Annotated in this window: 9 protein-coding genes; 3 read left to right on the top strand and 6 right to left on the bottom strand. The window is 43.7% G+C overall.

Annotated elements, in window-relative coordinates; all coding sequences use genetic code 11:
- Positions 1-32: 32 nt before the first annotated feature.
- The 5 genes from CST_RS04765 to CST_RS04745 all read right to left on the bottom strand — a co-directional run bounded on the left by CST_RS04765 (position 33) and on the right by CST_RS04745 (position 7,063).
- Positions 33-1,775, bottom strand: a complete 1,743-nt coding sequence (locus CST_RS04765) for an extracellular solute-binding protein (protein ID WP_015358701.1) — start codon at positions 1,773-1,775, stop codon at positions 33-35.
- A 78-nt stretch (positions 1,776-1,853) separates the two neighbouring features.
- Positions 1,854-2,777 carry a carbohydrate ABC transporter permease gene (locus CST_RS04760; RefSeq protein ID WP_015358700.1) on the bottom strand — a complete coding sequence of 308 codons (924 nt, stop codon included), beginning with the start codon at positions 2,775-2,777 and terminating at the stop codon, positions 1,854-1,856.
- 14 nt (positions 2,778-2,791) lie between these two features.
- On the bottom strand, positions 2,792-3,772 hold the full coding sequence (locus CST_RS04755) for an ABC transporter permease (RefSeq protein ID WP_015358699.1): 981 nt from the start codon (positions 3,770-3,772) through the stop codon (positions 2,792-2,794).
- 398 nt (positions 3,773-4,170) lie between these two features.
- Positions 4,171-5,982: a phosphoenolpyruvate carboxykinase (GTP) gene (locus CST_RS04750; RefSeq protein ID WP_015358698.1), complete on the bottom strand. Its 1,812-nt coding sequence runs from the start codon at positions 5,980-5,982 to the stop codon at positions 4,171-4,173.
- A gap of 196 nt (positions 5,983-6,178) precedes the next feature.
- On the bottom strand, positions 6,179-7,063 hold the full coding sequence (locus tag CST_RS04745; protein ID WP_015358697.1) for a LysR family transcriptional regulator: 885 nt from the start codon (positions 7,061-7,063) through the stop codon (positions 6,179-6,181).
- A gap of 140 nt (positions 7,064-7,203) precedes the next feature.
- Here CST_RS04745 and CST_RS04740 point away from each other — a divergent pair, with 140 nt between their 5' ends.
- On the top strand, positions 7,204-8,394 hold the full coding sequence (locus CST_RS04740) for a coenzyme F420-0:L-glutamate ligase (RefSeq protein ID WP_015358696.1): 1,191 nt from the start codon (positions 7,204-7,206) through the stop codon (positions 8,392-8,394).
- Between the two features lie 213 nt (positions 8,395-8,607).
- Complete coding sequence (locus tag CST_RS04735) at positions 8,608-10,173, top strand: FAD-dependent oxidoreductase (protein ID WP_015358694.1); 1,566 nt, start codon at positions 8,608-8,610, stop codon at positions 10,171-10,173.
- Between the two features lie 7 nt (positions 10,174-10,180).
- Here CST_RS04735 and CST_RS04730 read toward each other — a convergent pair whose 3' ends face one another.
- On the bottom strand, positions 10,181-10,993 hold the full coding sequence (locus tag CST_RS04730) for a TIGR00266 family protein (protein ID WP_015358693.1): 813 nt from the start codon (positions 10,991-10,993) through the stop codon (positions 10,181-10,183).
- 207 nt (positions 10,994-11,200) lie between these two features.
- On the opposite strand from CST_RS04730, the gene CST_RS04725 reads away from it, so the two are divergent.
- Complete coding sequence (locus CST_RS04725) at positions 11,201-13,267, top strand: sodium-translocating pyrophosphatase (RefSeq protein WP_015358692.1); 2,067 nt, start codon at positions 11,201-11,203, stop codon at positions 13,265-13,267.
- The last annotated feature ends 79 nt before the right edge of the window (positions 13,268-13,346 follow it).

The following is a 13,346-nucleotide window of genomic DNA, read 5'->3' as shown; positions in this document are numbered from 1 at the left end:
TCCCTTTTGCGGGACGGCTTTCTGATTTCGGCTTATTTTTTTTCAACTCTTTCAAAGGCGGCCCTGTACAGTTCCACATATCTGTCAAGTCCCAGATTTTTCAGATGAGCGACATACGCATCCCATTCATTTTCAATACCGCCCTGGGTTATCCATCTGCTGTGTGTCTGAATTACATACTGAACTATGTCGGTCTGCAGCAGCGTCAGCTCTTCAAGTTCTTCTGGGCTGAACTTGAACGCGTAGTTATACGGCCATTTTGAAAGATACGGTCTGTAAACGGCGCAAGCCTCGGATTTTGCAACGCTGGAAGCTTTCTCCGCAACATATTTTTCCATTGTTTCTCTCGTAAGTAATGTACATCCCTGTGCTATCGGAGCAGACATTGGCCATTCTGTCGGATCCACATCTGCCGGGCGTAAATCGCTGTTAACTTCATACTTACCGGGCTCTGCCGAGGAAGGAACAAGCGCTTCGGACTGATTCCATCCTTCAGGCTTAAACATTCCGAATGCCATCTGTACGGAGTTTTCCTCACTGTTGCAGTAATCTATAAACCTGATAAGTACTTCAGGGTTTTTCGCGTTTTTCGTTATACCGAACGCACCTTCAGAGAAAGACTGAGCTCTTGCCCAAATCTGTTTGCCAGAGGGGGATTTAAGTGCAGGCATGAAAGTATATTTGCCCTGATCCTCTTCAAGTAACATTGACAGGTCTTTCCTGTAATCAAAATAAACCCCGACGTTTTTCTGACTTCTTAACTTATTTGTTAGTAATGTTCTGTCCATTGTGAACACTTCAGGGTCAATTAATCCTTCCTGATAAAGTTTTGCCATGTAAGCGGTAGCCTGCTTCCACTCTTCGGTGGTGGCAGTGAATACAACCTCATCGTTATCGTTAATCCAGATATAGAAAGGAGTGTCTACAACACCGAACGCATAATAAATGGGCCTGAAATCACGCTTAACTTCCCTGTTAAGATCATTACCTTCCTGATAAAGGAAGCTCATTGGGATTTCATCCTGCTTACCGTTACGGTTCGGGTCCTTCTCCTTAAAAGCTTTAAGTACGGTGTATAATTCATCGGTGGTAGTAGGAATTTCAAGTCCAAGGTTATCAAGCCATTCCTTGTTGATTATTGAGGAAATATGGCTGTCAAATCCTTCGTCAGTAAAACTTGCCAGCTGATAAATCTTTCCGTCCATGCTTCTTATGAAGCCGTCATACAGAGGATATTCCTCTCTTATCTTTTTAATATTCGGAGCATACTTGTCAAGCAGCGGTTCAAGATCAATCAGAATACCGTCCGCTCCCAATTTCTGCACTTCGTCTTGGGACAGGCTCTTGGGACCGTAGAAGAAATCGGGATACTCACCGCTGGCTATTTTCAGGTTCTTTGTTTCTGTCCACGATGCTTGCGGAATTAAATCCCATTCAATATACACGTTGGTTTCTTCCATAATCTTCTTGAACAATTCGGTCTCATCCAGGTTACCGGGTCTGGTATTGTTCATCTGCAGACCCATGGCATAATACTGAACCGGCTCTTTTACAATAGGTAGACCGGTTACATACATGTTACCGATCATTTCACGCCCGCTTTCATCCGTCGTCGTTTCCGCGCCGGCGCCCTGTCCATTGTCTGCCGACGTTGCAGGCGTGTTTGCCGGTTTGTTTCCGGAATCAGCTGTCTTTCCACACCCGGCAAGCGCCAGAACAAGCACGCAGCAAAGCAGTATTGAAACAAATTTTGCAGTCCTTCCTTTTCCCTGCATTGAAATACCTCCTTTAATTATTTATCCTGACCCTTATAAGGGGGATAACAGACTGTTATTATTTTCTCAAAATCTTTATCAGCCTTTTACTGAACCCATTGTAATACCCTGTACGAAATAATTCTGCATTATAAGATATATAATCATCATCGGGAGAGTGGCAATAACAATAACCCCGTATTTAATCTGTTCAGAAGCCCTCAGCATCTCGTTCAGAGCTTCCTGGTTTTCCATTAAATCATATATCGCTGATGAAACCTGGGATGATGCCAGCAGGTCCTTTAAAACAATCTGCAATGGCTGATAATCGGGTTTGTCAAGATAGATCATCGCCCTGAAGAAATCATTCCACTGCCATACTCCATAGAACAAAAGCATTGTTATGACTATCGGTTTTGAAATCGGCAAAAGTATTTTGAAAAAATATCCGAAGTGGGAACAACCGTCTATTTCCGCCGCCTCACTCAGGCTATCAATACGGTTTGTTCTGAAATATGAGCTGGTAACCAGCAAGTTCCACACCTGAATTCCGTTAACTATAAGCAGCACATAGGGTGTATTGCGGAGCCCAAGTTTGTTAACCACAATGTAGAGAGGTATCATTCCGCCCTGGAAAAACATTGTGATCAGCAGAAATATCGTAAACGGTTTACGCCCCGAAAAATCATCTTTTGACAGCGGATAAGCGGCAAACAGGGTTAATGTCGCGCTTAGCGTCCCGCCCACTATAGCATAGAAAAATGAATTCTTATATCCATTGATGAGATTTTCAAACTTGATAATTTTTCTGTATCCCGAAAAAGTAACATCCCTCGGGAAAAGCCACAGTTTCCCCGCCAGCACATAATCAGGATTGCTTATAGATGCAATAACTATAAAGTAAAGCGGATACAGTACTATCAGGCACGCCAGTACCAGTACTATCCTTGTCACTATTTCAAAAATCACGTCTTCCCTGGAATTTTTTATTTTTCTGCTTTGATTCTGAATGGCCGACTTCATAATAATCCCACCCTTTACCACAAGCTTTCGTCGGTAAGTTTCCTGCTTATCTGGTTCGTAACAATCAGCAAGGTAAGGTTTATAAGCGTTTTAAACAGATCTATCGCCGTCGAATAACTGAACTGAGTGTTAATTAACCCCACCTTGTATACGTAAGTACCGAAAATTTCCGATGTTACCAGATTTGTAGGCGCTTGCATAAGCAGCGTTCTCTGAGTATCGACATTCAGTATTTTCCCGACAGCCAGAAGCAGCATTGTAACAACAGTCGGAGTAATTGACGGCAAGTCAATATACCAGATTTTCTGTAATCTCGTGGCACCGTCAATTGTAGCAGCTTCATATAATTCGGGATCAACAGAAGTTAATGCAGCAAAATATATAATAGCCTGATATCCGGTTCTCTGCCATACATTTGAGAACACGTAAACATGCCTGAACCACTGAGGCTCTGCCATAAAATATACTGGTTCTATGCCAAATGCTCCAAGCATTTTATTTACCAGTCCGGTGGTTGGTGAAAGAAAAAGATTCAGCATTCCGACCAAAACAACCATCGATATAAAATACGGAGCAAAAGTTACTGTCTGCGTAAATTTTACAAGCTTTTTGCTCTGTGTCTGGTTAAGGACAACTGCAAATATCACCGGGAAAGGAAAACCGATAAACAAATCATAAAAACTTAATATAAGAGTATTTCTAAACAACTGCGGAAACATCGGAGAATTCAAAAATCGCTCGAAATACTGAAAACCAACCCACTTTGCCGCCGAAAGGGGCTTTGTAATGCTGTAATTACGGAAAGCAATCTGTATTCCGTACATAGGTATGTAATGGAATATAATAAAATATATCACCGTAGGTAAAATCAGCAGATACAACTGCCACTCGCCTCTGGTAACAAGCCTGCGTCTGAGTCTCTGAAGAAAAGTGGGCTGCGTTTTTGATTTTTCAATATTCGTATTTGCTGCGACAACGGATTCTTTTGACTGCAAAAAGGTTCCCCCCTAATCGATGTTAAAAATTTCAGATTTGATGGGTAAACAATAATTACGATAATTTAACCGCCAGTACCATCGGTCGTACGGCAATTCTATTTTATGCCCCGCTGTCCGCAGTGTAAATATTTCATAATTTAAACGCCCGGTAACCTTATTTATCCCGGGCATTTAACACATAAATTATCCGGAATTAACAATCGCGGACAGGTATTTTTCTTTGTTTTGAAAACAGTTTTTTGGAAATATTCAGAATATAATATCCCGAAATGCCTTCTATTACTGCATTTGAAGTAAAAATAATCAATTTTTAATCTGTTTTATCCGGTTTCTGGTTTATGAAAAAAACCGGTTACAATCTGAATAATTGTAACCGGTTTTTATTTGTCACTGAATTAATAATTCCTTAAACGTTCTTCAAGGGCCTGCAACTGATTTTTCAGTTCCTGCGGAAGCTTGGGTTCGTATTTCTTATAATGCTCTTTAATTGATTCAACTTCCTTCAGCCATTCTTCCTTATCAACTTTCAGCAATTCCTTCATAGCATCTTCACTGATATTCAGCCCTTCTGTATCTATTGCATCCACAGTGGGCATATAGCCGATTGGTGTCTTCACAGCTTTACCCGTACCTGTGACTCTTTCGAAAATCCATTTCAGCACGCGGCTGTTTTCGCCAAATCCGGGCCACAGGAACTTTCCGTCCTTATCCTTACGGAACCAGTTAACATAGAAAATCTTCGGCAGTTTGTCAGGATCGGTCATTTTTCCTATATCAAGCCAGTGCTGCAGATAATCGCCGACATGGTATCCCATAAAGGGCAGCATAGCGAACGGGTCACGGCGTACCTGACCAATCTTGTCTGAAATTGCTGCGGCGGTAATTTCCGATCCCATTATAGAACCAAGGAATACACCATGGTTCCAGTCAAAACTTTCATGAACAAGAGGTACCGTAGTAGGACGACGTCCGCCGACAAGTATTGCCGAAATGGGCACTCCGTTTGGATCCTCCCATTCAGGCGCGATAGACGGGCATTGTCTTGCCGGGGCTGTAAAGCGTGCATTAGGATGTGCGGCAGGTGTATTTGAATCGGGTGTCCAGTCCTGACCTCTCCAGTCAATTAAATGATTGGGGGTTTCCTTGCCAATTCCTTCCCACCATACGTCTCCGTCATCGGTTAATGCAACGTTGGTAAAAATGGTATTTTTACTGATGGTTTTCATCGCATTCGGGTTGGACTGCATTGACGTACCCGGAGCAACGCCAAAGAAACCGGCTTCAGGATTAATAGCGTAGAGGCGTCCGTCCTTTCCGAATTTCATCCATGCAATATCGTCGCCGATTGTTTCAACCTTCCATCCGGGAATTGTGGGAACAAGCATAGCAAGATTTGTTTTTCCGCAAGCGCTTGGGAAAGCACCTGTAATATAAATGGATTTGCCTTCAGGATTTGTGATCTTCAGGATTAACATGTGCTCGGCCATCCAGCCTTCATCCCTTGCCATAACCGAAGCGATACGCAGGGACAGGCATTTCTTACCCAACAGAGCATTTCCGCCGTAACCCGAACCATATGACCATATGGCTCTTTCTTCAGGGAAATGGCTTATATACTTTTTCTCCATCGGGGCACACGGCCATGATGTGTCTTTTTCGCCTTCCTTAAGCGGCTTGCCTACAGAATGCAGACATGGTATGAACTCTCCGTCTTCGCCGAGGGCTTCAAGAACTTCCTTGCCCATTCTTGTCATAATTCTCATGTTTACAACAACATATGCGCTGTCCGTTATTTCAACGCCAATCTTGGAAATCGGCGAACCTATCGGCCCCATTGAAAAGGGTATGACATACATTGTTCTGCCCTTCATGCACCCTGTGTATAACTCGGTCATTGTCTTCTTCAGTTCAACGGGGTCAATCCAGTTGTTTGTAGGACCTGCATCTTCCTGTTTCTTGGACGCGATAAAAGTACGATCCTCAACGCGGGCCACGTCGGACGGATCACTGCGGAAAAGATAGCATCCGGGGAGTTTTTCCTGATTTAGCTTGATTCCAAGACCGGATTCTACCAGCTCATTCAACAAGCGCTGATTCTCTTCCTCAGAGCCGTCGCATATATAGATGTCATCCGGCTGGCACATCTTGGCAACTTCTTCAATCCATGCCTGCAATTTTTTGTGTTTTAAATTCAGGTTATAATTCATGCCATAATCTCCTCCCACTAATTTATTGTCAATACTTGCTTAAAGTATATATTAACAAAAAGCCTCAAGTCAAAACAAAAATAAGCGACTGAATATTTTTTTGTTAATTTTTTCACTTTTATCTTAACACAAAGGTATCTTTTATTCAATAAAATAAATGAAGTTTCATATTCTAAATCCTGCATAAATTATATTTCTATCTTTCCAGCGTTATACTGACAAATTTACGCGCAGCGGCGGACAGCGACACGCTCTTTAAAAAGCAAAACCCGATGGCCCGTGCCGGTATTTCTTCAAGCAGCCTTATTTTATATACCGACCTGTTGCTTAGGTATTCCTGTGCAAACTCTTCAATAACGCAGGAAATTCCGAAATTAAATTTCGCAAACTCCAGGAGAAGATCATGGGACCCAAGTTCAATTTCAGGCTGAATTTTTATTCCCTTTGCAAGAAAATATTTCTCCACGTACTGTCTTGAATTAGATTTGCTTTCAAGGAATATAACCGGAAACTGCAGAATCTCTTCAATGCTTCTGGGTTTTATGGCCAGGTACCTGTATTTTTCCCCGCATACGAATACATCGTGAATATCAATGCATTTAAGCACCTCAATTGCCGGATCCTTTACAGGGAGATTGCACACCGCTATATCTATTTCCCCTGACTTGAGCATTGCGCACAGTTCCAGTGTGGTACGGTTTATAATCTTTAACTTGACATTTGGAAAATCACTGTGGAATTTCTCAAGATAAGGCAGCAGATAATATTTTGAAATAGTGTCCCCCACTCCCAGTTTCATTTCTCCGACCATCAGATTTTTGGATTCCGAAATTTTTCTTTCGCCCATTTCAATCAGGTTCAACGCGGAGCTTATGTACTCGTAAAGAAGCTGTCCGTCATTTGTCAGCACTACGCCTTTTGAAGTTCTTGTAAAAAGCCTTGTCCCCAGTTCCTCCTCCAGATTCATTATTGTCTGGCTTACTGCGGGCTGAGTCATATACAAAGCCTTTGCGGCCCTTGAAAAGCTTTTCTGTTTTGCCACCTCATTAAATACGCGGTAAGCGTCAAGTTTGGATGTCATAATTTCACCTTATATCTATTATTTAATGTATTTATTTTACTTATATCATTTTATACTGTATAATACAACCGTAAAATAAAAAACGCGTTTAAAGGGAATAATTATGTGCTATTCAAAATTTCATTAAGAGGAGATAAATTATGGAAAAGATTGTGGGAGTTATAGCAAGAGGCTTGAGGGCGCCAATCATCAAGGAAGGCGACAACATCAGGGACATAGTGATAGAAACTGTTCTGAAAGCCTCCCAGGCTGAAGGTTTTAAAATTCAGGACAGGGATATAATCGGAATAACCGAATCGGTTGTCGCCCGCGCCCAGGGGAATTACGCCGATATCAATGCCATTGCCGAGGATGTCAGAAACAAGTTCGGAGGCGGCACAATAGGAGTAATATTTCCGATATTAAGCAGGAACCGTTTTGCAATCTGTCTGAAGGGAATTGCCAGAGGTGCCGACAAAATCGTTCTAATGCTTAACTACCCTTCCGACGAGGTCGGAAACCATCTGATAGATATTGACCTGCTCGATGAGAAGGGCATAAACCCCTATACCGACGTCCTTACCGAAGAACAGTTCAGAAACTGTTTTGGTTATCACAAACACACTTTTACCGGTGTTGATTATATCGAATATTACAAGTCAATCGTCAATGAAGCCGGAATACCGTGTGAAATTATCTTTTCCAACAATCCCAAAACCATCCTCCGTTATACTGAAAACGTGCTCGCATGTGACATTCATACCCGGAACAGGACAAAGAGAATCCTCAAGGAAAACGGAGCAAAAAAGGTTTTCGGCCTTGATGACATTCTCACTTCGCCTGTGAACGGTAGTGGCTATAATGAAAAATACGGTCTTTTGGGTTCGAACAAGGCCTCCGAAACCGTCGTGAAACTCTTTCCCAGAAACTGTCAGGAACTTGTTGAAAGCATACAGAAGGAACTGAAGGAAAAAACGGGCAAAACCGTTGAAGTGATGGTCTATGGTGACGGAGCATTCAAGGATCCGGTGGGAAAAATATGGGAACTGGCTGATCCTGTTGTATCACCGGGTTATACAAAAGGGCTCGAAGGCACTCCCCATGAAGTCAAATTAAAATACCTGGCGGATAATGAATTTTCCGGTTTAAAAGGTGATGAACTGAAAAAGGCAATAACCGATTATATCAGGAACAAGCACTCAAAACCCGCTGACGATATGGTTTCCCAGGGCACAACGCCAAGACGGCTTACCGATTTGATTGGATCGCTCTGTGATCTGACATCTGGAAGCGGTGATAAGGGAACGCCTATTATTTATATTCAGAATTATTTCAACAGTTATGCCGAATAAGTTATTCTCTTTCAGTGTAGAAGAAACCGGAAGCAGAGGGCGAAAACCTCCGCTTCCGGTTTTTGTTTTCGTTAATACATTGTTAAATCCGGATTTTTATGTAACAGCTAATGATTTTCCGGATATTTTGGCCGATTTTTGCAGAAATTAATTAATGTCCGGAAATCAATTATAATTTTCATTCTGCGGTAACATTATGCTGGAGGAGTGCAAATGAATAACGTATTATATAAAACTTTTGAGAAACCGCCCCAGTCATACTGGCTCGCTTCTACAACTTCTACCGGCTATCCCTCGCTTGACGGGAATGTATCGGTGGATATTGCGATAGTAGGTGCGGGTATAACGGGAATACTGTGTGCCTACCTTCTTCATAAAGAAAACTTGAGCATAGCCGTAATTGACGCCGGAAAAATTTTAAACGGCACAACCGGTCATACTACGGCAAAAATAACATCCCAGCACGGGCTTATATATGACAAGCTGAAAAATCAGATGGGGGCCGAACTGGCGAAACAATATGCCGACGCAAACGAAGAAGCGATAAAACAGATAAAGGATATAATAGACCTTCATAAAATCGATTGCGATTATTCCCCTCAACCGGCGTATATTTATACCGAAAACGAAGAAACAGTTCAAAAAATCGAAGACGAACTTAGAACCGCATCCGGGCTTGGCATCAAGGCATCATACACCGAAGAAATCCCGTTTCCGCTGAAAATAAAAGCCGGCATAAAGTTTGACGGTCAGGCACAGTTTCATCCACGCAGGTTTCTTTTGCCTGTTGCAGAGATTATAAGCAATGCGGGTGTAAAGATTTACGAAAATACCAGAATAGTGGATTTGGAAGAAGGTAAAAGGATAACCCTTACAACCTTGCAGGGACAAAAAATAACCGCCGAAAAGGTTATAATAGCCTCCCATTATCCTTTCTACAATAAGCCCGGCATGTATTTTTCACGGCTTTATACCGAAAGGGCTTATATCATTGCCGTCCGTGCAAAGGAAAAATATCCAGGCGGGATGTATATAAACGCTGAAGAGCCCTCAAGATCATTAAGAGGGCTTGATACCGGGGAAGGAAATTTAATCCTTGTAGCAGGTGAAAACCACAAAACCGGTCAGGGTACCGATATGGCCAGACATTATTACAAGCTCGCAGATTTCGCAGCAAAACTGTTTACCGTCGAAGACATCCCATATCGCTGGTCAACCCAGGACTGCATGACACTGGACGGTATTCCCTATGTGGGATATTACAAGCAGGATTCCCGGAATATCCTTGTAGCCACGGGTTTTCAGAAATGGGGCATGACCAACGGCATGGCTGCTGCGAATATTCTCAGGGATTTGATTGTGAAAGGTTCAAGCCCATGGCAGGATGTATACAGCCCGCTGCGCAAAAACATACTGGGTTCGGCAAAAACCTTCGTGGTTGAAAACCTGGACGTGGCCAAACACCTGATATCCGGCAAAATCTCCCCCGTCCCCGAAAACGTGGAAATCAAACGCGGTGAGGCAAAGGTTTTTGAACATAACGGTGAGAGGGTTGGCGCATACCGCGATGAGAACGGAAAGCTTTTCGTCGTCAATACCACATGCACTCATATGGGATGCGAACTGAACTGGAATTCAGCTGAAAAATCGTGGGACTGCCCCTGCCATGGATCAAGATTCAGTTATACCGGCGACATAATTGACGGTCCCGCCGTAATGCCGTTATCCCCGGAAAATGACGTCAATACCATTGAAAAAATCATAAAAGATGAATTTTGAAAAATCGTCACCGGGATGTGGGCAGATACGGAATAATGCTTTTTGCAAACTCGGGCATGCTCATTGTCTGAAGCCATACCTTTCCGGGTCCCGTTAACGTTGTCAGGAACAGGCCCTCTCCCCCGAACAGTATGTTTTTAAAACCTTTAACCATTTCGGCCTGGTACTGCACCGTTTCCTCAAAAGCGGCGACGTTCCCGGTATCCACCTTAATGGTTTCTCCCGGTGCGAGGGTACGTTCAACAAGGCTTCCGTCTATTTCAATAAAAGCAATCCCGCTGCCCGACAGTCGCTGCAGGACAAAGCCCTCACCGCCGAAAAGACCCGCTTTTAGCCCTCTTGCCACGTAAATGCTCAGATTGACGGTGGTCTGTGCGCATAAGAAAGCGCTTTTCTGGGCTATAATCGGACAGCGTCCCACATCGATATCCAGAATACACCCCGGGAAACTGCTTGCTATAACAATCTCCTGATTTGGAGCATGGGATGTGTACGTCACCATAAACAGCGACTCGCCCGACAGCATACGCCCAAAACCTTTCATTAACCCGCCCTGCATATTCGTTTCCATTGTTATGCCTGCATCCATCCACGTCATTCCGCCGGCCTGGGTATAAATACTCTCATTGGTATTTAACCGGATGGAAACTGCAGGAAAACTGCCGCCAAAGATTTTGTAGTTAAGCTTTCCCGGATTGGCCGACGTGCTTTGCGAAAAATCCCGGCCGCCTGTGTTTACATTCGCGCCAACCGGGCTTCCGCAGTATCTGCAGAAATTGCTTCCTTCATTTATTTCCGCATTGCAATTTTGGCATATCATACAACTTCCCTCCTTTTTTTGAATTATATCAAGTATTTTTTTCCATATCAATCTCAGGCTGGAAATTCGCTGAAAGTTTTATCAGCCGGCTGAAAACCGAAACAAGCCATATTTCCGATAAGTAAGCGCTTACATATTGAATTCAATATTATAACATGATATTATTGATTTGTTCGCCTAATTTTTTGTAGGAGAAGAGGTGTTTTTATGAATCAGACGACTTTTGAGCTCTTTTCGGTCGTCATCGCGGTCGCAGCCTTTGCATTTGCGGCATGGCTGTATCAATGGGTAAAGAAACAGCCGTCTTCAAACAAGAAGATTGCAGAGGTTGGCGGCTTAATCCGCAGCGGAGCTGCAACATTCCTGAAAAAGGAATATACCGTTCTTGCTCGTTTCGCCTGTGTTGTTGCAATTCTAATCCTTCTGTTCCTTCCACACCCAATCTGGCAGGGCAATGCCGCTGAAAACATAACAATGGCGGTTGCATATCTTGCAGGTACGGCACTTTCGGCTCTTGCAGGAAAAATCGGCATAGAAGTTGCCACAATAGCCAATGTTAAATCTGCCGAAGCTGCCAAAAAAGGCATAAAACCTGCATTCCTGACCGGTTTCCGCGGAGGCGCGGTTATGGGTATGGCAGTTGTAGGTGCCAGCCTTTTAGGCGTTTCACTGGTAATGCTTATAACGGGCAATGCATCGGCGGTTTTAGGCTTCAGCTTTGGCGCAAGCTCGTTGGCCCTGTTTGCCAAAGCCGGTGGCGGAATATTTACCAAAACCGCAGATATAAGCGCCGATCTGGTTGGCAAGGTTGAACTTGGAATTCCCGAAGACGACCCGAGAAACCCTGCCGTTATTGCAGACAATGTGGGCGATAATGTCGGTGACGTAGCAGGAATGGGCGCTGACCTTTTTGACTCCCATGTTGCTTCATTGGCCGCAGCACTTGTTATGGCAGCCTCTCTCGGCGGATCGAACGTAAACATGGTTCTGTGTTATGCTGCGTTAGGACTTTTGGCGTCAATTATAGGTGTGGCAATGGCCAGAATGGGTAAAAACGGAGATCCGTCCGGAGCTTTGAATAACAGTACTTACACCACCACTTTTGTATATATAATCCTTACCGCAATTGCAACGGCGGTATTCAACTTTGTGTGGAGAATTTGGTTCGCATGCATAGTTGGACTCCTTGTCGGAGTTATTATAGGTATCGCTACTGACTATTTCACCAATGACACGAAGAATCCGGTTCGTTTTGTTGCTAAGGCTTCGAAATCGGGCCCGGCTTTTACAATTCTGTCAGGCATGTCCTATGGTATGTTAAGTATTTTTCCTGCGATGGTGGGTATCGCGGTTGCATCGCTTTTGGCATATAAGATTTCCGAACCTTTGGGTCCCGGTTATGCAATGTTCGGCATTTCAATGTCCGCAGTCGGAATGCTTTCAATAGTGGGAATGATTATTTCAAATGACGCATACGGCCCCATCGTTGACAATGCAAGGGGTCTTGCCGAAATGGGAGAACTGGGCGACGACGTTCTTTCCATAACGGACGATCTTGACAGCGCAGGAAACACCGTAAAAGCAATTACAAAAGGATTCTCAATAGCCGCTGCAGGTCTTACCGTAATAGCATTGCTGGGAGCATTCATGAGTGAAGTCAATTCCGCTGCAGCCGAACTCGGAAAAACCGGTATTGAAGGTTTCGATATAATCAATCCTCTTGTATTCTTTGGTCTGATAATTGGTGCTGCAATTCCTGCCATTTTCTCGGCAATGCTTATGCTGGGCGTGGACAGGAACGCTCAGAGGATGGTAGCCGAGATCCACAGGCAGTTTAATGAGATTGAAGGGTTAAAGGAAGGAAAACCCGGCGTTAAACCCGAATATGACAAATGTATAGAAATAGCTACGACAGGCGCTATCAGAGAGCTTATCCCTGCAGGTCTGATGGCCATACTGGCAACGATAGCCGTCGGAATTATCGGCGGAGTTAAGGCAATCGGCGGTTTCCTCGGCGGAAATATCATCAGCGGACTTATTTTCGCATTGTTCATGTCCAATTCAGGCGGCCTGTGGGATAATGCAAAGAAATACGTTGAAGCCGGAAATGAGGGAGGAAAAGGTTCTGACGCCCACAAAGCCGCAGTAGTAGGCGACACCGTAGGTGACCCGTTCAAGGATACGGCAGGTCCTTCGATTAATACACAGATTACCGTCGTATCACTGGTTGCCTCCCTTATGTCTGCTTTGTTCCTCACCATTTCCATTTTCTGATACGCAAAACAGTAATAAACGACAACGGTCCGGAGATTTTTACATAAATTTCCGGACCGTTTTTTCATAAAACCTTTTT

The organism is Thermoclostridium stercorarium subsp. stercorarium DSM 8532 (assembly GCF_000331995.1).
Lineage (GTDB): Bacteria > Bacillota > Clostridia > DSM-8532 > DSM-8532 > Thermoclostridium > Thermoclostridium stercorarium.
The sequence above is the reverse complement of the archived record's forward strand: the minus strand, read 5'-3'. Positions and strand labels throughout refer to the sequence as shown.

Excerpts from the sequence above, each read along its gene's own strand:
- CST_RS04745 (WP_015358697.1), bottom strand. The coding sequence starts at position 7,063 with ATGACATCCAAACTTGACGCTTACCGCGTATTTAATGAGGTGGCAAAA.
- CST_RS04735 (WP_015358694.1), top strand. The coding sequence starts at position 8,608 with ATGAATAACGTATTATATAAAACTTTTGAGAAACCGCCCCAGTCATAC.
- CST_RS04725 (WP_015358692.1), top strand. The coding sequence starts at position 11,201 with ATGAATCAGACGACTTTTGAGCTCTTTTCGGTCGTCATCGCGGTCGCA.
- CST_RS04740 (WP_015358696.1), top strand. The coding sequence starts at position 7,204 with ATGGAAAAGATTGTGGGAGTTATAGCAAGAGGCTTGAGGGCGCCAATC.
- CST_RS04730 (WP_015358693.1), bottom strand. The coding sequence starts at position 10,993 with ATGATATGCCAAAATTGCAATGCGGAAATAAATGAAGGAAGCAATTTC.
- CST_RS04765 (WP_015358701.1), bottom strand. The coding sequence starts at position 1,775 with ATGCAGGGAAAAGGAAGGACTGCAAAATTTGTTTCAATACTGCTTTGC.
- CST_RS04750 (WP_015358698.1), bottom strand. The coding sequence starts at position 5,982 with ATGAATTATAACCTGAATTTAAAACACAAAAAATTGCAGGCATGGATT.
- CST_RS04760 (WP_015358700.1), bottom strand. The coding sequence starts at position 2,777 with ATGAAGTCGGCCATTCAGAATCAAAGCAGAAAAATAAAAAATTCCAGG.